The 25906-nt window shown below is 35.0% G+C and carries 26 protein-coding genes and 2 pseudogenes; 2 read left to right on the top strand and 26 right to left on the bottom strand.

The window, feature by feature from the left end; translation table 11 throughout:
* Nucleotides 1-10: 10 nt before the first annotated feature.
* Entirely contained in the window at nt 11-1000 is a 990-nt protein-coding gene (gene isdE, locus acsn021_RS01395; protein ID WP_184093774.1) for a heme ABC transporter substrate-binding protein IsdE, read from the bottom strand.
* Between the two features lie 128 nt (nt 1001-1128).
* On the opposite strand from isdE, the gene acsn021_RS01390 reads away from it, so the two are divergent.
* Nucleotides 1129-1776, top strand: a complete 648-nt coding sequence (locus tag acsn021_RS01390) for a helix-turn-helix domain-containing protein (protein ID WP_184093775.1) — start codon at nt 1129-1131, stop codon at nt 1774-1776.
* Nucleotides 1777-1815: 39 nt separating this feature from the next.
* Here the strand turns inward: acsn021_RS01390 and acsn021_RS01385 are convergent, their stop codons facing one another.
* The 19 genes and pseudogenes from acsn021_RS01385 to acsn021_RS22740 form a co-directional block, all read right to left on the bottom strand.
* Nucleotides 1816-2556, bottom strand: coding sequence for a hypothetical protein (locus tag acsn021_RS01385; RefSeq protein WP_184093776.1), 741 nt, complete (start codon nt 2554-2556; stop codon nt 1816-1818).
* Between the two features lie 120 nt (nt 2557-2676).
* Entirely contained in the window at nt 2677-3483 is an 807-nt protein-coding gene (locus acsn021_RS01380; protein ID WP_184093777.1) for a pentapeptide repeat-containing protein, read from the bottom strand.
* Nucleotides 3484-3506: 23 nt separating this feature from the next.
* Nucleotides 3507-4106, bottom strand: coding sequence for a hypothetical protein (locus acsn021_RS01375; protein ID WP_184093778.1), 600 nt, complete (start codon nt 4104-4106; stop codon nt 3507-3509).
* Between the two features lie 160 nt (nt 4107-4266).
* A complete protein-coding gene (locus acsn021_RS01370) occupies nt 4267-4485 on the bottom strand; it encodes a hypothetical protein (protein WP_184093779.1) in 219 nt (72 codons plus the stop codon).
* Between the two features lie 111 nt (nt 4486-4596).
* Nucleotides 4597-6018, bottom strand: a complete 1422-nt coding sequence (locus tag acsn021_RS01365; RefSeq protein ID WP_184093780.1) for a contractile injection system protein, VgrG/Pvc8 family — start codon at nt 6016-6018, stop codon at nt 4597-4599.
* 12 nt (nt 6019-6030) lie between these two features.
* Nucleotides 6031-6522, bottom strand: coding sequence for a hypothetical protein (locus acsn021_RS01360; RefSeq protein ID WP_184093781.1), 492 nt, complete (start codon nt 6520-6522; stop codon nt 6031-6033).
* A 28-nt stretch (nt 6523-6550) separates the two neighbouring features.
* Nucleotides 6551-7960, bottom strand: coding sequence for a type VI secretion system Vgr family protein (locus acsn021_RS01355; protein ID WP_184093782.1), 1410 nt, complete (start codon nt 7958-7960; stop codon nt 6551-6553).
* Nucleotides 7961-8012: 52 nt separating this feature from the next.
* On the bottom strand, nt 8013-8180 hold the full coding sequence (locus tag acsn021_RS01350) for a hypothetical protein (protein WP_184093783.1): 168 nt from the start codon (nt 8178-8180) through the stop codon (nt 8013-8015).
* A gap of 11 nt (nt 8181-8191) precedes the next feature.
* A complete protein-coding gene (locus tag acsn021_RS01345; RefSeq protein ID WP_184093784.1) occupies nt 8192-10357 on the bottom strand; it encodes a phage tail tip lysozyme in 2166 nt (721 codons plus the stop codon).
* Between the two features lie 18 nt (nt 10358-10375).
* Complete coding sequence (locus acsn021_RS01340) at nt 10376-11296, bottom strand: hypothetical protein (protein WP_184093785.1); 921 nt, start codon at nt 11294-11296, stop codon at nt 10376-10378.
* Between the two features lie 83 nt (nt 11297-11379).
* The gene (locus acsn021_RS01335) at nt 11380-11541 is read right to left on the bottom strand and encodes a hypothetical protein (RefSeq protein ID WP_184093786.1); all 162 of its coding nucleotides are present in this window, start codon (nt 11539-11541) and stop codon (nt 11380-11382) included.
* 362 nt (nt 11542-11903) lie between these two features.
* Nucleotides 11904-11981, bottom strand: a pseudogene (locus acsn021_RS23110) (hypothetical protein); the annotation flags it as partial.
* 341 nt (nt 11982-12322) lie between these two features.
* Nucleotides 12323-12814: a WapI family immunity protein gene (locus acsn021_RS01325; RefSeq protein WP_184093787.1), complete on the bottom strand. Its 492-nt coding sequence runs from the start codon at nt 12812-12814 to the stop codon at nt 12323-12325.
* A 134-nt stretch (nt 12815-12948) separates the two neighbouring features.
* On the bottom strand, nt 12949-13422 hold the full coding sequence (locus acsn021_RS01320) for a hypothetical protein (RefSeq protein WP_184093788.1): 474 nt from the start codon (nt 13420-13422) through the stop codon (nt 12949-12951).
* 175 nt (nt 13423-13597) lie between these two features.
* Nucleotides 13598-14059, bottom strand: a complete 462-nt coding sequence (locus tag acsn021_RS01315; RefSeq protein WP_184093789.1) for a hypothetical protein — start codon at nt 14057-14059, stop codon at nt 13598-13600.
* A 9-nt stretch (nt 14060-14068) separates the two neighbouring features.
* On the bottom strand, nt 14069-14545 hold the full coding sequence (locus tag acsn021_RS01310) for a hypothetical protein (RefSeq protein ID WP_184093790.1): 477 nt from the start codon (nt 14543-14545) through the stop codon (nt 14069-14071).
* 14 nt (nt 14546-14559) lie between these two features.
* The gene (locus tag acsn021_RS01305) at nt 14560-14787 is read right to left on the bottom strand and encodes an RHS repeat-associated core domain-containing protein (RefSeq protein ID WP_184093791.1); all 228 of its coding nucleotides are present in this window, start codon (nt 14785-14787) and stop codon (nt 14560-14562) included.
* Nucleotides 14788-15205: 418 nt separating this feature from the next.
* Complete coding sequence (locus tag acsn021_RS01300; RefSeq protein ID WP_184093792.1) at nt 15206-15616, bottom strand: hypothetical protein; 411 nt, start codon at nt 15614-15616, stop codon at nt 15206-15208.
* 12 nt (nt 15617-15628) lie between these two features.
* On the bottom strand, nt 15629-17134 hold the full coding sequence (locus tag acsn021_RS22740; RefSeq protein ID WP_197978589.1) for an RHS repeat-associated core domain-containing protein: 1506 nt from the start codon (nt 17132-17134) through the stop codon (nt 15629-15631).
* A 131-nt stretch (nt 17135-17265) separates the two neighbouring features.
* Between acsn021_RS22740 and acsn021_RS23195 the strand changes: the two are divergent.
* Nucleotides 17266-17418: pseudogene (locus tag acsn021_RS23195) on the top strand (transposase); the annotation flags it as partial.
* Between the two features lie 158 nt (nt 17419-17576).
* Here acsn021_RS23195 and acsn021_RS01280 read toward each other — a convergent pair.
* From acsn021_RS01280 to acsn021_RS01255, 6 genes are all read right to left on the bottom strand, one after another.
* Nucleotides 17577-18080, bottom strand: coding sequence for a hypothetical protein (locus acsn021_RS01280; protein ID WP_184093793.1), 504 nt, complete (start codon nt 18078-18080; stop codon nt 17577-17579).
* Between the two features lie 14 nt (nt 18081-18094).
* Nucleotides 18095-18715, bottom strand: coding sequence for a hypothetical protein (locus tag acsn021_RS22780; protein WP_243167918.1), 621 nt, complete (start codon nt 18713-18715; stop codon nt 18095-18097).
* Between the two features lie 80 nt (nt 18716-18795).
* The gene (locus acsn021_RS01270) at nt 18796-19287 is read right to left on the bottom strand and encodes a WapI family immunity protein (protein ID WP_184093794.1); all 492 of its coding nucleotides are present in this window, start codon (nt 19285-19287) and stop codon (nt 18796-18798) included.
* Nucleotides 19288-19299: 12 nt separating this feature from the next.
* The gene (locus tag acsn021_RS01265; protein WP_184093795.1) at nt 19300-19464 is read right to left on the bottom strand and encodes a hypothetical protein; all 165 of its coding nucleotides are present in this window, start codon (nt 19462-19464) and stop codon (nt 19300-19302) included.
* A gap of 817 nt (nt 19465-20281) precedes the next feature.
* Nucleotides 20282-20557 carry a hypothetical protein gene (locus acsn021_RS01260; RefSeq protein WP_184093796.1) on the bottom strand — a complete coding sequence of 92 codons (276 nt, stop codon included), beginning with the start codon at nt 20555-20557 and terminating at the stop codon, nt 20282-20284.
* Nucleotides 20558-20572: 15 nt separating this feature from the next.
* Nucleotides 20573-25900, bottom strand: a complete 5328-nt coding sequence (locus tag acsn021_RS01255) for an RHS repeat-associated core domain-containing protein (RefSeq protein WP_184093797.1) — start codon at nt 25898-25900, stop codon at nt 20573-20575.
* Nucleotides 25901-25906: the final 6 nt, after the last annotated feature.

Here is a 25906-nt window from a genome sequence, read left to right as displayed (position 1 = left end):
ACTTCTCAACTTATTCTGTATATAGGTAACCAACCAGCTTTTCCATTGCTTCCGTTGCCAGCAGATTTGCACTCATACCAAAATAACCTGTATCAAGCGCAATTACCTTATCATCTTTTACAGCATCAAAATTCTGCCATGCCTCATTGGTATCAAATTCTTTTCGAAATGCCTCTAAAGATTCTTCCGGATTTGCATGAGCCATAAATAATATGTATTCCGGGTTTTTATCTGCTAAAAATTCCATATCAACAGGAATAAAACTGCCTCCCATGCCTTCTAAGACATTGGTTGCACCAACACGTTTTACCAAATCTCCCACATACGTACTTTCTGTTGCTGCCATAAAGCTTCCTGAGACTCCGAATATAATCAGAACAGAGGGGCTTTCTTTTCCATCAATTAACGCTGTAATAGCCGTTTCTTTGCCTTTACATTCTAAGATAAGCTCTGCTGCTTTCTCTTCAACCCCAAAATAAACACCAAGGCTTGTGATACTTTCCTTAAGTCCGTCATAGCTGGATAAATTCAAAAATTTACCCGGAATATTAAGTGCTTCAAATTGCGTTTTTAACTCCTCTGTTAGGGAATCAACCGATATAATTACTGTGGGTTCAAGAGAAGCCATGATTTCCATGTCCGGTGACATGGGATTTCCTATCCTCTGTGCCTCTTTCACACTTTCCGGCAATTCATAACTACTGGTTGGTACGCCAACCATGGGAACACCTAACGCATCCAATATTTCAACAACAGCTACAGAGGAAGCAATTACTCTGTGCTGACTTAGCTCTATGTCGGAAGCTTCCTTGTCAGCTGTCTCTTGACTACTGCTTTCGGTCTGACTATCAGGATTCTCTTTCCCTGCTGTTTCCTCTTCCTTTTTGGTACTGGCCGATGTTGTTGTATCTGTATTTGTTTTATTATCCTTTTTGCTGCAAGCAACTGCTGCCATCAGCATTGTAAAAATCAAAAGAAATAGTATATTTCTCTTCATCATTAAAGACCTCTTTCCTAATATGATATTTTGTTAGTTTTATCTAACTTTTTTCATGATAACATGTTATACTAGTTATATGTTTAAAAAATTTTGGATTTAATTTAATTATTTTTAGAAGGGAATACGTGATGGAAGAAATTTTATACAACCATTTAGAAATATGTACTTTTTTATATAATGGAAATACGAAAGCAGCAATTCATTCATTAAAAGAAAAAGCAGAGCTGCTAGAGAAAGAAGGAAACCTTCAATTAAAGACGATATACCTGTATTCATTAAATATCAGTATATACAACTACATTTTAATAAATGAAAAGGTCAGCTTACATAAGTGTTGTCACGAGAATGAGCATATAATTCGTAAAACTCTATCCTCTAACAATTTTCTTGAGGTTGGAGAAAAGATAGTTTTATCCTATGGGTATTGCTCTGAGTATATGGTGGAAAAATACAAAAATAAACACGTAAAAAATGCCATCGCATACATCCGCACACATTTGGATGAACCGTTGACATTAGATTGTGTATGTGGAAATATTAATATTAATCGGTGCTATCTTAGCGATATTTTCAAAAAACAAGTAAATTGCAGTTTTAAACAGTATATCCTAAAGCAAAGGATTGCCTTGGCAAAGAAACTTCTTAAGAATTCTCAGTTACCGATCCATTTAATTGCAGAAAAATGTGGCTTTGCTAATGATTCCTATTTTTGTACCTGTTTTAAAAAAGAAACCGGTATATCTCCTTGTAGGTACCGTAACGAAAGGAATTTATAGATATCTTAATAACACTGTTATATATTGCGGAGAATTTACTTATAATTCATTCCATACGATTAATTCAGATGAATGCGAAAGATATTCATCGGTTAGTGAATTCCATTCATCTTTGGATACTTCCTTATCCTCAAACATAAACACTTCATAATCGGTACTTTCCGTCGTTCCACTTTCATCGACGCTGTGATATTTTGAGAAATATACTTTTGAAATCTCATCTCCTTGGGAGTCCAAAACTAAATAATAATAATTTACATGAGTCGGTGCTGCTCCGTCACGTTCGTATAAGATTGCTCCGTTGTTTAGTGGAGATTCATAATCAGGGCCATTATGCCATAAAACTATTTGTCCATCAAGATATGTAAAAATGGAATAACTGCCCCCTGCAATCGGGCGCAGATGAAGTTCCGGTATTCCATCCCCATTCATATCAAAAAGGGCATAATACGTTTTAAAATCTGGCTCCATAGAAATATCGTTAATTGTAACGACCCCATCACTTATCTCATGCTTTAAGTCTTGTGCGTTAATACTTCCTGCTAAGAAATTGTCATATGCTGTAATCGTATCATTATTTACAGAAGACTCATCATCAGATGATGTCTGTGGTAAACCACTCGTAGATTCATCAGAATTCACTGTAACAATCTCACTTAGTGATACACCCGTGGTTTCCGGCATGCTTTTACTGTTTTGCCTACAGGCACTTAGAACAAAAGGAAAAATGAATAAAAGCAAAAGGTAAAGAATCTTCCTTAATAAGGGTTTACGTTTCATGACAGCCTCCTATTTTTTTGTTTTAGTATATTATATACGAAAGTCAGCTTACTAGCAACACATTGGAATTAGTCTCCATGTTTTTTATGTTCATATTTCAGATATACGCAGACTCTATTTTTAATCAAACCCTACCGTAGCCAGGTCACATAAGTCAAATCTTGCTCCTTCCAGTTTACAATTATGAAAGGTCACGTTCTCAAACCTTGCACCACTAAAATTGACATACCTTAAATCCATGTTGGTATATTGCTTGTCCTTAATTACTATTCCACTGAAATCTTCAAAGGTATATACATCGCCTTCTTTATGTTCATCTAGCCACTGGACAAGCTTTACATAATCCTTATTATTCTCTTCAACAAAAATAAAATCTCCTATCTCTAGATACTCTCCTGTCTTTATTACAAATCGGTTCCCTTTTGTAAGGGATTTGTATTCTTCTGTGGAGATTGCTTCTATGATATTCTCTCTAAGAAATCTTAGGATGTATTGATGAAATTCTCCTACTGTCTCTAATATAATAAATTGGATATCTGCTTCACTTATTTTCCTCACATATCTTAATCTTTCGCACATTAACTGTTTCCATAGCTTCTCAAATTGATGATATATAAATGCAACATTAAAGTCACCAACATAAATTCCGTCCTCTAGATACCAGTCTTCATTATAAATTTTAACTTCATATTGATAGTTATGCTCAAGAATTCTGGTTCGCAATAGATGAAATATTAGATAGAAGGGTTCGTAAGATTTCTCAACACAGTATTGGTCAATTCTTTTACAAAGCACCTTAAATTCAAGCAAGAATTGTTCCTTCCATTCCGCACTTTTCTCATCTAATTCCTGCTCAATTTCTTTCCTTATGTTACTTAGTCTTGTTTCAACTTCATTGATATAAAACTTCTCTAGTTCATGCTTCATATTCAATCACCCGAATTCATATCTTAATTAATTGGTCGTATTGTCTGTACCATCTGATGAATCACAGGGTACCACTCTTCTTTTACTTGCGCATTACAGTTAAATCCACCCAATAATAACTTCTCATTAAGGGACATAAGAAATATCATTTGATAAAGCTCTCCATCAAGGGTTGACTTTATAAAGCCAAATGTCGCTATGGTTAAGTCGTCTCCATGTATTATTACTTCGTCTATTATTTCATACTCTGGGTGTAAATCTGACAGTATGCAGATAAGATTCTCTTTCAATTCTTCAACTTCTTCGGCGTCTATTTTTTTATCATCGATTGTAAATGTAATATTAACACCTGTCGTTTTATCACTATATATGTACTGTGGTCGTAAAAGGTTAGGATATTTTGATTCAGCAAGGCTTTCATCTAGAAGTCCAAACTCTGTCGGCATAGACATGGTGAATTTCCCTTCTGCCAATGCCATCTCTTCTATTTCATAAACTTTTTGATTGATAACAACAAATCCATTGTCTAAATCATCTTCTGAAATTACCCTCTCCTGTATTTGGTTCCTCTTATTTCTTAGTTCAATTATTTTTTCTGCAACTGTAGTTCTTTCAATAAACATTGTAATCCTCCACTATGGATATTACTATCTTCTCCACCTATAAAACATTCTTATGATTATTTGTCTTACTATGTTGTAATTCATCCAGCGTAAACTCTTCTATCCAGCCTATTTTGAGCTATCTTACCGTCGTTATCAAAGGTATATTACTTTAGATATCTTACTTCTTACATTTGATATTCACGATGCCCGAATTCATTATCCTTGTACTTGCTTTATGATTCATATTTTTTATTCCAGCTAGTTCTTTCATTTCTTCCTGCACACTCCATTTATTATATTGATAGCCTCTCGCACCCTCGAATGCTTTACCTTTTTTTACATATTCTCTTCTTCGAACCAGCGTCCTCTTCACATTCTCTAATGCACTTTCTGCCATAGTAACTCCCCCTATCTCTTTATCCAGCTTACTACGAGTGTCTTTCATATGTCTCTACTATTGACTGCCCTACTAGTAAATACAGCCCATTCATTCTTATTCGATTACGCTTTAGCCTCCCAAGCTATACAGCAACTCATCTGCTACACTCTTTCTCTGGTTATCCCCACTAATATCCACCACTGAATCTAGGTTAATACTCGTCTTCTTGGTGGTCAATGTGATTCTCTCTTTCGCATACAGTTTAATTCTATTTCCATGCAAGTTGCACTTCTTCCCTGCCATTAGTTTTATTCCCTCGTCACTTACAACGGATATACCTTCTTCTTCCATCATGGTAATAAAGAATTCCTTGTCCTCTGACTGAAAGGATAGCTCGTCCCGTCCCATAACAAGTGACTTATTATCTTCGCTGCCGATTCTGTGTACCGATTCATTCATCATAAAGGGGTTGCTTTCCCCTTCCTTATGTATTGCTGTCGATATATAACCTTGGCTTTCATCTTCTGAAGGGATATATAAGAAAGCTCCTTCACCAATCTGTGGCATCATATACCATCCGGTGTTTCCCTCCGCTGTGTATGGGACTGCAAAAGGATACAAATATGCCCTTTCTTCGTCCTGGGTTTCATCAATACATAACTGGAGTTTTATCTTATCATCCTTGATTGCTAATATGATTCCTTCTAAGGAGGTTCCTTTCATTGCTTTATTATGGTTGATAGAAATCTGAAGATCTTCTCTCCTTTTTAATCGGTAAGTAAATAAGAGCTGTTCTTTTTCCATACAAGCTGTTTTCTCTATAATTGTATAGAGTTCTTGCTTCATTACTATCTTATCTCCCATGTTATAATTTTCAGAAACATGAATCCATATTGATTTGCAGTTTTTGATTTTTGTTATGTACTCCTTGTTCTCCTTTGATACATACGCTTGGTTCTCACTCTTTTCAACATATTCATAGATTGCAGGATTACGTTTATATCCGTCATGTTCACCCAGATAAATCTGAATTCCTTTTCTTTTTGCTTCCGGTTGTAGATAGGTTCCCATGTAGGAAGCTATTCTTTTAATGAATTCCCAATCGGTCTCCTTATATTGAATAATAGGTGCCTGGGGATACACTGTATATTGACTTATATTTGCAAAGTCTCCAAAATACTCTCCTATCGTCTTTTTAATAATAGCCGCATAGGTTTGATTGATATCTTGATAGCTTCTGCTTTTCTTAACAATATCTAAGCGTATCGATTCATCGGCCGCGCAAAGTACGAATTCACCTACACCATTAAGATATGTAATATCAAAACTGGTTACGATGCCATAAAATAATTCTTCTTCCTCTGTATATATGCGAACCTGACTTTCCATTGACACTTGTTCTAGTGCTCGTATCTGTTCTTCTTCTGTAAGTACTCCTTGGATGCGTACGTTTACATGTTCGTTTATTTTTTCAGCCAAGCTGCATTCCTTTATATATTCATACGTTATAGGAAGTTCAAACAGCAGCTCATTAAAAGTTATTGTCTCCATATACTAATTCTCCTATGATACTTTTACCGGAATATACAGAATTCCGTAATAATTCTTGCGTAACATATGTTCAGCTAGATGCAAAGACACGACACCATATTTCCTTTTACCTGATGAGAGAAGAAATAGGTATCTCCCTTGTACTTGTTGTTCATCCATACACAAATCACTCATTTTTACATTGTCTTCTTGCATCGTATGATATATTTCCGGCAACTCTATTTTCCAAAAACATTCTTGTCTTTGTCGTTTAATATCTGTCAGAAAACATGGAATTGCTTCAACTTCTTTACTATAGATATCAAGTAGTTCTTTTAATCGATCGGATACAAAGAAGTAATGTTCAAAAAGTTCCTTAAGGACAAAGAATTCAGGTATCCATGTATTTTCTTCCATCTCACAAGGTAGTATAAAAGGTTCTTTTGTTAAAAGGTTACAGTCCTGTTTCTTTATCTGTAAAGGCTCTAATAGCCGATTATCATGCTGTAGTATAAAATATTCCATAAAGTTAACTTACTCCTCAGCCGGTTGATTAGTTAATACGAACATCTTCTCCGCATATATCTATGTTTGTATTCATAACAATTTCACTTGATTTACACTCTAATTTAATCTGGTCATTTGCATGGATATTAATTTCTTTTTCTGCTTGCAGAGTGATTCCTTTCCCTGATGAGAAATTAAGATTACCTGAACTAACAATACGGATTCCATCATTTTCCGTCATTTTAATATACATATTTTTACAGGATATGCAGATTTCATCTTTACTGAATTTAATTTCCTTCCCATCAGCTGTACGAAAATATTTAACAGCAGGATCTGTTATCTTATCTCCTTTTGCACTCTTAGACCGTACGGAGTTTTGTGCAACTGCTTCTTCTTCTCGTTTGCTTGGAAAATAGATATTTACGGTATCTCCTATCTCCGGCATACAATACCAGCCGCTATGACCCTCCGATGAATATGGTGTCATATAAGGAAACTCCCAAGCTTTTTCTTTACTCTGCTTGTTCTCATCAATTGCAAGCTGCACTTTAACCTTATCATTCACTCGCTCTAGTACCGTTCCTTTGATAGAGGTTCCTACAATATTTTGGTTGTATTTATCCTCCTGCAAAAAAGCATTTTTTGTTGTTAGTTCATATTCAAACTGAAGTTCCCCACCATGCATTTCACAATTCTTTGAACGAATATATATGATTCTATCTTGGAATTCACCTACATCCCCAATCTCAAATTCGTTCCTGGTTGTAACCTTATAGATAATGGTATCTTCTAATTTGATTTCTGGTAATTTATTATTTTTGGCTTTGGAATAGTACTCTAAATCTTTTGATACGACATAATTAAACTGTGATAGCTTACCAATCTCTTTACCTTCCTTTGCTCCAAAGACTAACTTTGGCGTTTTATAGTTAATCATTGGCAGGATTGGTTTATGATAAATAGATGCAAGCCTTTTTAAGAATTCCCAATCCGTTTCATTGTATTGTATCAGAAGCTGCCCCACCCCTTCTTTCCTTTGAATCGTATCTTGTACGTCCCATCCCGCGTATTGCTTCATAATATGTGCTAAGATTTCTTGAAGAGACATTGCAGCATCTTGAAATGATTGCTTTCTCTTCTTAATATCTAACAAATAGGTGTAGGATGTTCCCACTATTTCTATATAACAAATACCCTGCACAAAACGAATTTGCTCCTCTTTAACAATTCCTCGAAACAAAATCTTATACTCTGAATTTTCATCCTCCGTGTACACCTCTATCTCTTTATCTTCTTCATTTTGTACAACAAATTGATCTATAGATTTTTCATCCATTATTCCTGTTAACCGCATTGTTGCATGTTTATTTAGGTTTTGCTGTATACTTAATGATTCAATTCTTTTTATATTTGGTATATTTGTTTTTAATTGATGATATGTTATTGCTTCCATCTAATTTCCTCCTTAGCCAATTAAATACATAGATTACAGGACTTCTTATTCATCAGCCATAACCAACTTCTTTCTTTAGCTCGTTATTATAAGTAATCTCTACAGCCTGCTTATCTTTCGCATAGGTACGACCCCTGTTAGTAAATGGCAGGAATAGTGTAACTGTTATTATTAAAGTAAGTAGTATGCTTTTACGCATATTATTTGATAAACTTTCCATTAATTTATTCCTTATCCCTTCATTGTATTATAGATCTTTACTGCCTTCTCGCCTCTTTCTTTTGACGAGTCTGCCTTTGGTCTTTCGTACTCTTTACAGACAATCTTTCCTGCTGAACGCGCACTATCATTCGAATCAACACCACCATTATTCTCATTACACCATTTTTTATATACCCCTTTATAACTGTCACTTTTCAATTCTATTGCTATAAAATTACTTTCAACACTTGCACATTCTTCAGTGGTTGGATAGGCATCCTCCCCACAGATTTTTCTATACTGCTCAACTAAGCTCGTACAACGAGAACCTGTCCATTGTACGCAACCCAATCCATATTTACCTTGATAACCGGACTCCTTACATTTTAATGCTAACTTATAGGTCGCCTTAATTCCAACTTTTGAAATATTCTGACCAGAAAATTTTTCTCTATAACTGAAGTTTTTATCAACATAAACCAGATAAGCTGGCTCTTTTGAAGGATTTGATTTGTAATTCGAACTCTCGAATTGTCCTATTTTTCCCTCTGCTACAATATTTCCAAGTATTCCGGCTACAAATGCAAGCTTATAGTTTTCATTAAGCAACACTTCTGCTGCCGCACATACTGATTCTAATTTCTCTTTTGAAAAACCTAACGGATTCTTTCTTAGGTTTTCTATGTACTTGTTTACATCCCCATCTTTTTTGTTATTGTCTTTTTTACTTGTATCTTCCTTTGAAGTATCTTTCTTATTATTAGAATTTTTCTGATCGACCTCTTCCTTTTTTAGTAACTCAGCAATTTTTGCTTTTGTTTTAGGACCAACTACACCATCTGGTTTTAAGCCATATTTTTTTTGAAATGCAATCACTGCATTTTTTGTTTTTTTACCGAACTCACCGTCTGGAATTAAATTTCCACATTTAAACTTATTCAATACTTTTTGTAATTGAACAACATCTGCTCCCTTGCTTCCGTATTTTAATGTTCTATTGGTCTTAAACGTTAATGTTGCAGTCTCCGTTGCCTTTTTCTCAGTGGAACCCTTTTTTTGACCATCATCTTCAATTGTAATAATTCCGGAATTATTACATGCAAGGCAGCTATTCTTAGTTAACACTTGCTCATTATTTAATTTGTAATTTCCTTTACTATTTTTCCATGTATTTCTTATGATAGGAGTGCATACTTTGTTTGTTTTCTTACATTGTCCAAAGGTCATAATATTTATGTTTACTTTATTATCATTGACAGTAGCCTCATTTTTGTTTTGTATTTTGGCACCATGACTCTTAGGTACTTTTAGTTTGGTCGGATTTATCCCATTTGAGCATTTTAACGTTGCCCCATCTACAACAATTGAAGTGCTTTTTGAGTTTGCATCTTTTATTTTCTTTTCTTTTACTAATTTATCAAGCATTGCTTGGGTTTTAGGTCCGACTATACCATCCGGCTTTAAACCATTTGCTTTTTGAAAGGCTATTACGGCTTTCTCTGTATTCGAACCAAAACTACCATCAGCACCTTTAGGATCGTACTTAAGGTAAATTAAGTTCTTTTGTAACTCCTCAACCTTTTTACCTTTACTGCCACGTTGTAATGTATTGTTTGCCTTGCCACTAGTTCCCTTGTTTGCATTATCTTCTTTTTTCGTTTCCTCTTTGCCAGGATTTATTTCCTCCTCAGAGGAGGTGTCCGAATATTTTGGTCTTCCAAAACCCCAAATATAACTGAACTTTCGCTCTTTTTTAGTAACTACGGTTCCTTCTCTGCTTCCGGCATTATTCGTATTACCTTCTATCGTTGTAACAGTACCATCTCCATTATAAGCAATTACAATCCCTACATGACCTTTCCCTCCACCTGAGTCATGATACATTAAATCTCCCCGTTTTGGTGGATTGTCTTTTGAAGGTTTGATAAACTGTCCTCGTTTTTTAAACCAGTTAGCGCCAGTATGAGTACCGCCTGTCTTAGGAATAATACTGCTGGAAATGCCTGCTTCATTTGCACACCAAGACACAAAAGAATGGCACCAGGGCTGACCATTTAAACCAATCCATTTTCCATATTTGGTGTAGTTATTTGTTCCGGCATTATCTTTTTTACTTTCTAGTTTTTCATTTGTTTTCTTCTCTAGATATCCAAGCTCTTCCGTTGCAATCTCTATAAAAGCCTCTATATCTGACATATGTTTATCCTCCTAAGACTATCCAGCGATTTCTATTCCAGCAAATAATTCCTCAATTGCAACATCATTCACATATACTTGATAATCCACTCTTGTAAATTTGATACGAACCTCTTCTTCCTCTTCTGTTATAAAATACATATATTCCACATTGTCTGTGGCTATAGGATAGAATTTTTTATTCTCTTTTAATGGTTTCGCTGTCCAGGTTTCTCCTTCTTTCACCTCTAAAACTAATTCTTTTATTGATGTAATATATCTTTCATCCTCATTTTTAATTTTAAAATTCTCTTTAATACTTAATTGCAAATCAGAGGTAATTTCATATTCACAAGTTCCATACCAGCTTCCAAACAGATTAATATAATTTTCGATTGTCAAAGTGCTTGTTGTAACTGAATTCTCAGCCATATTTCCTTCAATCTCTTCTATTCCAATAATCTTCCTATCCCTATCTATTTTACATAAATAGGTTTTGCTAACATCATTACTCCACCAAACATCAAATAGTAATCCTATATTACCTTGTTCATTTTGTAATAGATATGCATCTCCATATGATTCCGCTTCAACGATTTCTGTCGTTGTATCATTAATAGATATGGAAATTGTTCTGTAATCGCCATCCGTAACTTCAGGTGCATCAATTGATATTACTTCTTTCTCACCATCCAGGTTAACATCAAAATCAATGGTTTTATTAAACTCAATTTTTTCACATACATCATTTATTACTGTTTGAGTGGATTCTGCCTCAAAAGATGGCAACGCTTCGTCAATTTTTACTTCCGTATTGTCCTGTTCTGCTTGTTTTTCTATATTATTATTTTCTTGTTCTACCTCATTGTTTTTCGGATTCTCATTCACTTTATTTGTGTTACATCCACTACATCCGAACATCATGCACAAAATCATCCCGATAAATACTATTCTCTTCATTATACTATTCCTTCCCTATTCTTTTCATTCACTAACTCATTACATTATCAAGTAACTATCATTATATGCTCTCTATTGCTATACTAGCTCGCATTGCATGGTATGCTGCTTAACAATCGGTATGCTATGTTTTTATCTAATAATTCTTCCTGTGCCAGCTTAGCGTCTTCATATAGAGGTACCATCCCCTCAACGAATGGCATTAAGTTACTAATATATCTATATTGGTTTTCCTCGTCTATCAATCTACAATCCCCCTTCTATATCATCCTCTTCCCTACTGTTTGATTACTTTAATAATGATAAAACCTCTTTCCTACTTCTCGTTCTATAACAAAAAATTCATTCTTATATTTTACTATATTTACTATAATTCAACATATAGTATTATAATACCATTTAATTCCATGTGAAGAGATTTCTTATGGCTTTACTATAACCTCTTAACTCTTCACAATACGCACTATACCTTTCCTGTATATAATATAAAACTTTAAAAAGGCCACAACAGCCGAAACTGTGTGACCTTGCTCTTTTACTAACACTGAATAACCAGTTAAATAACTTATACTTTTTAGCTGTTTATCTGAAATTTCTTAAAATAATATTATTTATTAATGACTCCTTTAATCCTTCTAACTCCAGCAGAAGAAGATTGTTCTTTTACAATACTGAACTTTCCTAAGTTTGTAGTATCTTCTACATGAGGTCCTCCACATACTTCTCTACTCCAAACTTTCCATGACGGCTCCCCCTCCTGTTATTGAGGTTACAATTGTTCCTATGCCGCCAACAATAGAGCCACTTCCTCCAAGCATGGACAAAACATCACCTACAACACGGCCTGTATAATAATCTACCCACTTTCATAACAATAATCATGATTTACCTTCAGCATTTTACTTACAGACCACTTCAATGCTCCGTCTGTTAAATTAACTAGAAACTTGAAATTCCTCTATATTTTCCAAAAGGAATTTCAAGTTACTAATGTAAAGTAATTATTTTGTAATGAATTGTTCTATTTTATTTGTTTCTTTCTGTCTCACTCCGTATTTTGTTAAACTGTTCTGTAAGTTGTTTTGTAAATTCTTTAACTTGCTTTATTTCCGCATCAAATTGAAACCCTTTGTTATACCCATAGGATTTTCCTTCTGTTAATGTGCCCATATTAATCCATACTTCAAGACTAAGTGCATCTTCTTCCAATGGATCATATAAAATCAAGTCAAAATAACCTTCAAAACTACTAAATAAATACTTTTCAATTTCCAACTTTTCTTTTTTTAATATTATAATTTTATTTAATTGAGTAATCAAATTCCTTAATTCATAAAGTGTAAAAGTAGCACCATTTTCTGGAGGGTATCTGTAAATCTCATTTTCAACATATAGAGCCAAATCAAAAGGTATCCAATTCTCAAAGTCTTCTCTTAAAAAGTCTATATCCAGATAAGTATTATTTAATAAATTTAATTCAAGTATAACATTTTTTTCTTTATTTACAATCTTAGGCATAAAAAACTCCTCTTAATGCGTTGGTAAAGAACTTTAGCCTCCATGATTATTTAACATCTTCGTAACATCACTCCAATTTCTAAGAGATTTAGTATTTCCCCCAACTGCTGTAATTACTTGTCCATTTTTATTAGTTATAACAACATCATAGTAATTCCCATTTTTTTAGCATACACTGTCTTCCCACCAGATTGGTATACTTTGTGAGAATAATTTTGCATAACATCATTAATTTTCTGCTCACTAAATCCACGTTGTTGAGTCCTTTGTTTACCATGATTTGTCATATGCTCATTGAGTTTATTCAAATCATTCCCAAAGTTCTTAACCGATGCCTCCAGTACTACTCCACCATATGTAACCTGAGCCGTTCCAGTTATAACTCCTTCTACAACAATAGCTCCACCGCCTAAAACAAGAGTTCCGCCGGAAGAAACTGTAATGGCTCCCCCTCCTGTTATTGAGGTTCCTATGCCGCTAACAATAGAGCCGCTTCCTCCAAGCATAGATAAGACATCACCTACAACACGGCCTGTATAATAATCTACTCCACTTTCATAGCGATAATCATGATTCACCTTTAGCATTTTACTGACTAGCCAGTTCAAGGCTCCGCCTGTTAAATTAACTAGAAACTCGAAATTCCTCTATATTTTCCAAAAGGAATTTCAAGTTTCTAATGTAAAGTAATTATTTTGTAATGAATAGTTCTCTTTTATTAGTTTCTTTCTGTCTCGCTCAGTATTTTGTTCCTATAGCATATCTACACTAGGCATTAAGATATTAAGTAAAATCATTATAAATGAGTTTATCACCTAAAAATTCCTCAGGTAATTGACGCCAATGCACTTCTTTTGACGATATCCATGTTCGATTCTCATTGATAATATCCTCTATCTTAAAATCTCCCCATTCACTCCAATAGAACAAATCACCAATTTTCACCAGTGATGCATCGTAAATAACGCAGTCATAATCTTCATTTCTTGGTACTAAATTCAATTTCTGAATATAATCAAATTTCATCTCTATGACTGAATAATCTGCATTCTGACTCTGAAAAATAATATTAACACTCCTTTTCGAATTTAATGGATACATTGGTCTATTCTGGTCTGAATATCCTTTACTAACGTACCCTCCACTAATATACCTTAATTCTTTAATACAACTATCATGAAAAGATCCAAATTTTTTCATTAATTCTTGAACATCATCTTGAGTACTTATTTTATTAAACATCATATTTTTCTCCTATTGACGAGGATTTTTTTTCGACCAATCCCAATTATGTTCATGTGGAAAAGTATGTGTTCCATCACTATTTCCATGCGAAAAATCTATATCCTTATAAACTTTTCCATTACTATCATAGTAATGTTTTTGTAAGAGTTTTCCATTGTTATCGTATAATTCGGTAACTGAATTCGCTTCTCCTTTAGTGCTTAAACTACCAACACGCCCTGTTTTTTTATTAATCTTAAAATCTCCATCGGATTTACTCGCTTCCCTCAACTTATTCAAATCATTCCCAAAGTTCTTAGCCGATGCCTCCAGTACTACTCCACCATATGTAACCTGAGCCGTTCCAGCTATAACTCCTTCTACAACAATAGCTCCGCCGCCTAAAACAAGAGTTCCGCCGGAAGAAACTGTGATAGCTCCCCCTCCTGTTATTGAGGTTACAATGGTTCCTATGCCGCTAACAATAGAGCCGCTTCCTCCAAGCATAGATAAGACATCACCTACAACACGGCCTGTATAAAATCTACTCCACTTTCATAGCGATAATCATGATTCACCTTTAGCATTTTACTGACTAGCCAGTTCAAGGCTCCGCCTGTTAAATTATCGTCCAAAGCATTAGCAAGCCCTGTAAAGAAATCTTTCGCTGCATTTCCTGTAGGGTCTATATAGATTAGTGGATTATTATAGCAATACGTATACAGATTCAGGGAAAGTGGATTGTTCACCTGAGAATGTAGATAAATAACTTGTAATTCATCATATAAAATACTTATATATAAATAATCACAAAAGAAAATGACAAAATATACTTCTTTTGTGATTATTTATTAAATGGCTATTCGTTTTAAGATGTTGATAACTTCATGGCTTCGTATTGCGTTAGTAATTTCACCCTTATACCTAACGAAATACTTATCTTCTATAAAACAATAACCTTATCGTGGTAATCTTTTCATAGTTGTTATGACATATCCTTCACCCACATTCCAAAATAAAGAATTCTTCCATTTACTGATTTTACATATAATCTCTTATTATTTATAACATTTCCACTACTTGCTAAAAAATACCCTCTTGCCCAAAGATGTTGTCCCCAAACTTGATTTTTACTTTCTTTTTTACAAATTTGAGTGTATATAAAGCTTAGTCAAAATGTTTTGTTTTTTTTACTTTAATATCGGGTTCTCCACTAGATATTATCTCTATTATATAATTCATAGTGACAATTGTATAGTGTTCTAATTCAAGGTAACTATATAGTTCATTGCATGCATTTTTTATAAAATTACCAAATTCTCCATTCTCAATTTTATAAATAACATTTGCAAATTTGTTATTTTTAAATTTGATAATTTCGTTGTTATAAAATACTTCATTCAGTAAAATTCCTTCATCCAGCATCCTGAATGCAGCTACTACACCGAAATTAATATTTATTGTATATTCCTTGCTTTCTAGTCTAATTGACAGACCAGATTCTTCACCATTTTGAACAAGAGTTTGATACTTTCCATCTGGTATAACATTTTTATAAATTTCTGTCCAATGTTCCATTTTATCTCCAAATTAATATCTTATTTTATATACTTTATTATTTGATACAGTTATTTCCAGAGTTGGTCCACCCGTTTTACTACCTGGCCTTGCAACAACTGTTGTTCCATCACTTAGCTTACCTACTTTTCCTAGACCGTATTGTGTTTGAATGTTTTTTACGTTTATTGGGTTAAGACTATCAAAGTCTCTTAATGTTTGATTATAACCTCCCGATTTTTCATAATTTCTCGCAACACCTTTACTGCTTGTAGTTTCAGCTGCTCCACTAAGGACATTATTTATTGAATTCTGAGCGGAGTAGGCCTTTTTCAGATTATTAACGTCATTATTAAAATTTCCAGATGCTGTTGCTATGACTAATCCACCATATGTAACCTGAGCTGTTCCAGCTATAACTCCTTCTACAACAATAGCTCCGCCGCCTAAAACAAGAGTTCCGCCGGAAGAAACTGTGATAGCTCCCCCTCCTGTTATTGAGGTTACAATGGTTCCTATGCCGCTAACAATAGAGCCGCTTCCTCCAAGCATAGATAAGACATCACCTACAACACGGCCTGTATAATAATCTACTCCACTTTCATAACGATAATCATGATTCACCTTTAGCATTTTACTGACTAGCCAGTTCAAGGCTCCGCCTGTTAAATTATCGTCCAAAGCATTAGCAAGCCCTGTAAAGAAATCTTTCGCTGTATTTCCTGTAGGGTCTATATAGATTAGTGGGTTATTATAGCAATACGTATACAGATTCAGGGAAAGAGGATTGTTCACCTGACCCTCTACACTGTCTTCATTAAGAAACCTTCCCAAAGCCGGGTCATAATATCTGGCTCTTAAGTAATACAAGCCTGTTTCTTCATCATATATCTCTCCGGCATACTTAAAGGGATTGCTTATGGTTTCAGTACTCTCCAGAATATTTCCCCACTCGTCATATTTATAATTATTAACCACATTTCCGTTTCTGTCAACTATCTGGACTACATCTCCATGTCCATTATACAGATAATAATATTCTCCTCCGCCGGTTTCCTTTTTGGAAAGAACTCTGTCCGGTCCCCATACATAGTTTGCCGTAATAGTGGCTGCATTTTTGGCCTCTGCCACCAGATAGCCTGACAGGTCATAGACATACAAATCAGAACCGGCTTCGGTATATTTCCCTGCTCTTAAGCCGTCTGCATAATATTCCATGGTCGTTGTCTTAACTCCCTGAGCCGTATATATGGCAGAGCCTGTTATTGTCTTTATCTCAGATGTCCTTTCATCCTCAGCAGCTATGAGTGAAACATCCTTTTTAGAAACTTCCAGTGCAGAACCTGTTACTGTCTTCCCTTCTGTCTGCGGATTAGCAGTCTCCATAATAGTTAAGGCACTGCCTTTTGTAACTGTTTTTAATCTATTTTGCAAATCATAGGTATAGCCGGTATCTACAAGGTCAAGGTGAAACCAGTCACTGCTTACCGTCAAACGGTTTCCGCGTAAATCATAGGTATATACTGTTTTATTGCCCACAGCAGGCTGGATTTCAATTAAACGGTTTAACTTGTCATTAATCCGTTATCCTAGACTAAGGGAGGAAAACAAGAAAGCCTGTGATTTGATGTTACTTTACAATGATGATTTGCGGCAGGCCCATCATCCACTGGTCCGAAGAAATCCTGAATGCCTTCAAGTATAAATATACCAATGGCCCAACGGAGGGCTACAATAATAAAATCAAGGTACTATAAAGAATATCTTTTGGAGTCCGTAACTTTAAGCGTTTTCAGACAAGAATCATTCATTGCTCTATCTGATAATAACTGGACGACGCAAAAAAAATACAGAGGCTTATTTGGCATGCCCAAAAACAGGAATTATGGAAGTAAACATAAAAATGCTTCTAAATATAGTAATGGAGCGGGATTCAAAGAATCCCACCCCACTATGACAAAAAGCCATTATCTTTCTGATATTAACAATCACTAATAATGTAACAAACATTAAATAGTACTTTAGATTGAATTAATAATTTTATAAACTCTTGGCGTTCCAAAACCCCATATACTATTTCTTTTTCCCCACCTTGGTATCTGCCCAAAAACATAATAGTTCTACTGGGAGACTGTTTAAGTAAAAATTCAATAATCCTCATAAAATCATTTTTATATTCAGCATTTACAATCAGCGGTTTAATATTTGATTTTACTTCATCATCTGAAACCCAATAAGGTATATAACTATTTTCTATGATGTTGTCAAAGTCTGCATCAACTATTGACATTGGATTAAAGTAACCATCATTATCTTTTCCAATTGAGTACCAAATTCCTTTTGATTTACACATAAAAGGCCACACAGAATAATACCTTCCTAAATTAGGAAAATCAATTTCGTTTCTTAATTCAATTTCAGATGCAAATGGCAACACTGATACATTATCTTGATTCATACACAAAACATTTATATCATATGACATATGTGTTCTCCTTATTATGGTATAAAGCTTTTAAAAGACCAATTAGTTTGTAATGTTTTTTGAGTTCTTACATCTTTAAGAACTATATTTCCAAAATCATCCACCCCAATATCTGGATTATTTCCCATTTTTCTAAATTCTTTGCTATATACAGGATCTTTATTAATTTGCCTTATTATTTCTGGTTTGATTTGCTTATGGAATACTTTATCATTTACTCCAAATACCTTCTTCATGTCACTATTTGATTTGGGAAATTTAAAGCCTCCCTTATTACTCGCTTCCCTCAACTTATTCAAATCATTCCCAAAGTTCTTAGCCGATGCCTCCAGTACTACTCCACCATATGTAACCTGAGCCGTTCCAGCTATAACTCCTTCTACAACAATAGCTCCACCGCCTAAAACAAGAGTTCCGCCGGAAGAAACTGTGATGGCTCCCCCTCCTGTTATTGAAGTTACAATGGTTCCTATGCCGCTAACAATAGAGCCGCTTCCTCCAAGCATAGATAAGACATCACCTACAACACGGCCTGTATAATAATCTACTCCACTTTCATAACGATAATCATGATTTACCTTTAGCATTTTACTGACTAGCCAGTTCAAGGCTCCGCCTGTTAAATTAACTAGCAACTTGAAATTCCTCTATATTTTCCAAAAGGAATTTCAAGTTGCTAATGTAAAGTAATTATTTTGTAATGAATTGTTCTATTTTATTTGTTTCTTTCTGTCTCACTCAGTATTTTGTTAAACTGTTCTGTAAGTTGTTTTGTAAATTCTTTAACTTGCTTTAATTCCGCATCAAATTGAAACCCTTTGTTATACCCATAGGATTTTCCTTCTGTTAATGTGCCCATATTAATCCATACTTCAAGACTAAGTGCATCTTCTTCCAATGGATCATATAAAATCAAGTCAAAATAACCTTCAAGACTACTAAATAAATACTTTTCAATTTCCAATTTTTCTTTTTTTAATATTATTATTTTATTTAATTGAGTAATTAAATTCCTTAATTCATAAAGTGTAAAGGTAGCACCATTTTCTGGAGGATATCTGTAAATCTCATTTTCAACATATAGAGCGAAATCAAAAGGTATCCAATTCTCAAAGTCTTCTCTTAAAAAGTCTATATCCAGATAAGTATTATTTAATAAATTTAATTCAAGTATAACATTTTTTTCTTTATTTACAATCTTAGGCATAAAAAACTCCTCTTAATGCGTTGGTAAAGAACTATAGCCTCCATGATTATTTAACATCTTAGTAACATCACTCCAATTTCTAAGAGATTTAGTATTTCCCCCAACTGCTGTAATTACTTGTCCATTTTTATTAGTTATAACAACATCATAGTAATTCCCATTTTTTTTAGCATACACTGTCTTTCCACCAGATTGGTATACTTTGTGAGAATAATTTTGCATAACATCATTATTTTCTGCTCACTAAATCCACGGCGTTGAGTCCATTGTTTACCATGATTTGTCATATGCTCATTGAGTTTATTGAAATCATTCCCAAAGTCCTTAGCCGATGCCTCCAGTACTACTCCACCATATGTAACCTAAGCTGTTCTATTGTATCTCCTTCTGTCTGCGGATTAGCAGTCTCAAATAATAATTAAGGTACTTCCTTTTGTAACTGCTTTTACTATTTTGCAAATCATAGGTGTACTATATCTACAAGGTCAAGGTGAAACCAGCACTGCTTACCGTCAAACGGTTTCCGCATAAATCATAGGTATATACTGTTGTCAAAATGCCACCCTTCCGCACTTCTGCCACCAGCTAATTCTTGTTTAAAGCTTCCAATCTTCCCTTAATAATATCTAAAGCATCTTGTTTAGTTTTAAAGTGAATGTCATTTCCACTAAGCACTTGAATTTTTATATTGATTCATTTGCTGTGCACTCAAAACTTTTTAACTATTCTATAAAATCACAAAAAGTTGAATAAATATATAAGTCAAAATCACTAATTCTAGTATCTAAGAAAATGGCTAGTTTTTCATTGTTTTTCAATATTGACAACTATATCAATCCTATAATTGACATTTCTAAAGAGACTGTTGCAAAATGTGATAATTCAACAAGCTATGGTGTTAGACCTCTGGGTCATTACCAATATCTTATATGAAAAATTAATTTTGCAACAGCCCCATTTACAGTAATAATTTTAATTACATACTAATTATAAACTAAAATAAATATAAAAGTTCAATATTACTCCAAACTTCAAGAAATGTTTTTCCTTGTACCAGTACATTTTCTATAAAACTCCAGGCATCATCAAATTTTTGTACACTATCATGGTTTTCATTTTCTAGACATATTTTCTTTTCATTCCACGTTATAGCATATTCAATATTATTATATTTAAAACTAAGCTCACGACCACTATCTAACAAAAAAATCAAAGCTGATATAGATTTATTGTTTAATTCATTAACAATCACATCATACAAATTACTCACTACGCTCCCTCTCTTTCACTTTGATCTTGTAGGTTTTCCATTCTTCCATATCCAATAATGTTCATGAGGAAATGTATGTGAACCGTCACCATTTCCATGTGAGAAATCAACGTCTTTATAGGCTTTACCATTACCATCATAATATCTTTTTTGCAGCAGATTTCCATTTTTATCATACAGTTCTATAGTTGAATTAGGAGTTCCACTAGTATCTAAGTCACCAATACGCCCTGTGACTTTACTTATCTGAGGACCTCTCTTATTATACATACTTTTCAACTTATTCAAATCATTCCCAAAGTTCTTAGCCGATGCCTCCAGTACTACTCCACCATATGTAACCTGAGCCGTTCCAGCTATAACTCCTTCTACAACAATAGCTCCGCCGCCTAAAACAAGAGTTCCGCCGGAAGAAACTGTGATAGCTCCCCCTCCTGTTATTGAAGTTACAATGGTTCCTATGCCGCTAACAATAGAGCCGCTTCCTCCAAGCATAGATAAGACATCACCTACAACACGGCCTGTATAATAATCTACTCCACTTTCATAACGATAATCATGATTCACCTTTAGCATTTTACTGACTAGCCAGTTCAAGGCTCCGCCTGTTAAATTATCATCCAAAGCATTAGCAAGTCCTGTAAAGAAATCTTTCGCTGTATTTCCTGTAGGGTCTATATAGATTAGTGGGTTATTATAGCAATACGTATACAGATTCAGGGAAAGAGGATTGTTCACCTGACCCTCTACACTGTCTTCATTAAGAAACCTTCCCAAAGCCGGGTCATAATATCTGGCTCTTAAGTAATACAAGCCTGTTTCTTCATCATATATCTCTCCGGCATACTTAAAGGGATTGCTTATGGTTTCATTACTCTCCAGAATATTTCCCCACTCGTCATATTTATAATTATTGACCACATTTCCGTTTCTGTCAACTATCTGGACTACATCTCCATGTCCGTTATACAGATAATAATATTCTCCTCCGCCGGTTTCCTTTTTGGAAAGAACTCTGTCCGGTCCCCATACATAGTTTGCCGTAATGGTGGCTGCATTTTTGGCCTCTGCCACCAGATAGCCTGACAGGTCATAGACATACAAATCAGAACCGGCTTCGGTATATTTCCCCGCTCTTAAGCCGTCTGCGTAATACTCCATAGTCGTTGTTTGCGTTCCCTGAGCCGTATATATGGCAGAGCCTGTTACTGTCTTTATCTCAGATGTCCTTTCTTCCTTAGCACCTATGCCTGGAACCTCCTTTTTAGAAACTTCCAGTGCAGAACCTGTTACTGTCTCTCTTTCTGTCTGCGGATTAGCAGCCTCCATAATGGTTACGGTACTGCCTTTTGTAACTGTTTTTAATCTATTTTGCAAATCATAGGTGTAGGTGGTATCTACAAGGTCAAGGTGAAACCAGTCACTGCTTACCGTCAAACGGTTTCCGCGTAAATCATAGGTATATACTGTTTTATTGCCCACAGCAGGCTGGATTTCAATTAAACGGTTTAACTTGTCATACACATAGTTCTTTGTTGTAGTACCGTCATTCACAGTTAGTATATTGCCATTTGCATCATAGGTATAAGCAAAGCTTGATAATATGGTGCTGTTCTTCTTATTTGTTACAGAAGTCAGCCTGCCGATTGCATTATAGACATATTCCGTTGTCAGCAGGGAATTGTCATTTAATCTCGGATAAGTTATCTTCTTTAATTTACCATCCGGGTAATATTCATAGGATGCATTGTCGGTATCTGAGATACTCGGAGTTACTGCTCCGTTTGTCTGTACCTTTGTCAGCCTTCCTCCTGTATAGCCATAATGAGAGTAGAAATAATCACTGTCAAATACTCCGGCTCCCAGCCTTTCTAAGTTGCCGGTGTCATCATACTGCAGCTTAAGATTAGATTGGATATTTCCGGTAAAGATATTCTTTTGCTTAACCTGTCCGCTTTGGTCATAATAGTAATGACTCTGGGCAGTGGGCAAACCATCTTCATATTTCAGCTCGTCAAAATATCCAAACGGTGTCCGGTAGGTATATTCATAAAATTCGCCTATTGTATAATCGGCATTAAATTGTGTTATGTTATATAATTGGTTTAAAGCATCATAATTTTGGAATATCGTACTGCCGTTTCTGTCTATAGATTGGGTTGTTAATCCAAGACCATTATAGGTGTTCACAGCTTCTTCGCCGGAGGTACCTGCTTTACTTATCAAATTACCCATTTCATCATATGTTTTTGTATACAAAGTAATGGATGTGGGACTGCTGTTATTCTCTTTCAGAGATACTGCTGCTATTTTACCCAGCCCGGTATAACTTACATTGGTTACCTGATTCAGTGCATCTTTTACCTGTATCATCTGATTCAATGCATCATATTGATACGTTTTTGTATACCCGTCTTCGTTTAAGTTCTTTTTCGGGTCTATGTAGCCAATTAAGTTACCCGCAATGTCATACCGGTAAACTTCCGATAATTCTCCGCTTAATGCCGGCCAATTTTCATAAGCCCTTCTTTCTATGGCTCTTCCAAACTGGTCAAGCATTACCTCTATGTAATTTTCCTTATAAGTATTTAAGGCTGTATTGGCACGGTAGCCCGGGATATTACCGGCTGCTACAAAGTAGCTCATTATTTTGTTATTTTTTACATCATATTCACTTACATATAGATTACCTAAGGCATCGGTTGATTCGTTATTCTCACCCCATGCATTATAGGAGGCTGTCACTGTATTTCCTTCTGCATCCACAGAGGATGTAACCCGGAGAAGATTATCGTAGGTATAGCTTGCCGTATTTATCCATTTTGAATTATACGACATACTGTTTCTTAGATTTCCATAGGCATCATAAAATTCATTTACTACATTGTAGTAGGATTGGAAGCCATCATTATTATCCACATACCGTGTATAGGATTCTACAGTCGTTCCATATAAGTACCCGCCTTCATCCATATAATCTAAATTATATGCATTGGTATAGGAGTATTCTTCAGTAACCGTATAATATTCTCCGATGTTATTTACGAAATCCGGTAATTGTTTTGAGGTGAGTCTTCCAAGCTTATCGTAAGTATAATTGGTTATTTTATACTCTGCATCCATTTCTGTTTTTACCAGTCCAAGGAGCATATCATAAGTCTTACCTGTTCTACTCTCCATATAAGCGCCCCATTCATTGGTATAATAGTTAATTACTTCCGTAGGGTACGCATAGCTTGCCTCGCTTCCATATACATATTTAGTTTTTGCTGTTTTTCCATCTTCAAGGGTTTTTGTAACTTCTTCAATCCGGCTGTTATCTTCATCCGTATAATAGCTGTAAGCGGTTATCTCTCCCTTTGCATTTGTGTTACTTGCGATTCTTCCCAATGAATCGTAGCTGTAGCTCTCGGTTAATAGCGTTGTATCATTTTGGTAATATTGCTTTTTTGTTAGAAAAAACGGATAAGCAGGGTCTTCATAACGATAAGTTGTTGTATACTTTGCCTTTGTGTTACTGTCATTATATTGGGATGGGGTCAAAGGCAACGTGGAAGTATGCAGTCCTCCCCAGTCTGTATATGTCATTCCTATATAAAGCATAGAGGCCAAGGTACCATCAGCGGCATATTCTGTAAGCTCTGTTTTGGTAGGTTTAAACTTATAGGTACTATCAAATTCCAGATTCTTTACAACCTTTTTCTCATGATTGGCTGCTGTGCTTTCCTTTTGAAGCTGCTGCCTTATTCCATTAAATAAATATTTTGTTTTTAAACCATTTCCGGCAGTTGTTTCTGAATAGAATTGATAGGTAGCTGGTAATATATCTTCACTGGCATAAGCAGGATATCCGGTATAATCACCAGAATAGGTATAATCAATTCTATTATAATTGCCTGCCCAATCTAATGGTGTCTGGGTGGTTCCGTCAAGCCTTTGAACTTGGTCGTATCTGGCCTTTATTCTGTAGGCATCCGTTGCCCCTTCCGCTCCAAGATTTCTTATTACCTTTTCATATTCATAGCGGGTTTTTGCTCCTGCATACACAACACTTCCCAGTAAATACCGGTCGGCAGAGGCAGAAGCTGCTGTCAAATTCTTCACACTGTAGGAATATCTTTCATGGGGATAGGTATTGTTATTGTAATAATAGTAATCCTCATAATAGGTTATCCTGCCCACCGGATCAATCACTTTAAAAAGAATCGGATAATCATAGGTGTCAATGACAGTTCCGTCATCAACAACTTCCTTTGTATGGTAATACCTTTCATAGGTAATTGTAATTTGCTCTGTTTCCCTGGGTGCGGTTACTGTCAACACAATGTTATTTCCCGTATAGGAAAATTGAATAATTCTTCCTATACTATCTTCAATCTGACTGATAATAGGATACGTCTTATCATATATCTGGGTGTTTGTATGCCTGAATTTGATTTGGTTGCCAAACCGGTCTTTAATACCTAACAGCCTTCCGTCTGCGGCAAAATATGCGGTCGTCTTGTCTGAGTTAATAAATTTATATTTCGATGAAACAGTATCCTCATTTACATAGGTGCCGTTGTCCTCCACAAACTTAACATCTTTGCCTTCATAACCCTCTAAGTTTGAGCCTCCAGCATCAACAGTTCCCATTATTTTATATACAGCTCCTGTTCCATCATGATAATACATATATTTTTGTCCATTATAATCCTCTATCTGTACGGAAGGGAAAGAAAATGACCACCCTGCCCCCAAGTTATATCTGGTTTTGTAATAGCTGTATTTATCCGGATAATTTTTTGTAGTTATAATGTAATCCGTATAATAGGTTATTGTAGTTCGCTCTTGTATATAAAGAGGTACACAATTCACCACATTATTTGCATAATAATAATATATATCTACTGCTGCTTCATAGTCACTAAAGGTTCCAATTGTATTGGTATAGACTGTTCCATCGCTCTCATTATAGAACAATACCACAACTACATATCCCGTATAGGTTTGGGTATAAGAACTTGAGGATGAGGTTACAGAGACTCTCTTTTCAAATTCGTCCTGAGCAGAATTGTAAACTCTTCCAATGGTTAAGTCCAAACCTTCTTTACCAGGTAAGGATAAATCCGCTTCCCTTAGTATTAAGTTTCCCGTAATAGGATCAATTGTTTCTGTAGTGTTACTTCTATTAGCATATTTAGGATTATTAATCTGATTTATATTCTGCTGTGTCACTACTCCATTTAAGTACCCTTCCAGTGCATCAATATCCACTTCTGCGTAGCAGGTATTTCCCATCGATAATAACATGACTGCCATTAGAAATATGGTACTGACTATATTTTTAATTTTTCTCTTCATGTTCTT

Source organism: Anaerocolumna cellulosilytica (assembly GCF_014218335.1).
Taxonomy (GTDB): Bacteria; Bacillota; Clostridia; order Lachnospirales; family Lachnospiraceae; genus Anaerocolumna; species Anaerocolumna cellulosilytica.
Note: the sequence above shows the minus strand (reverse complement) of the source record. Positions and strands in the feature narration are given on the sequence as shown.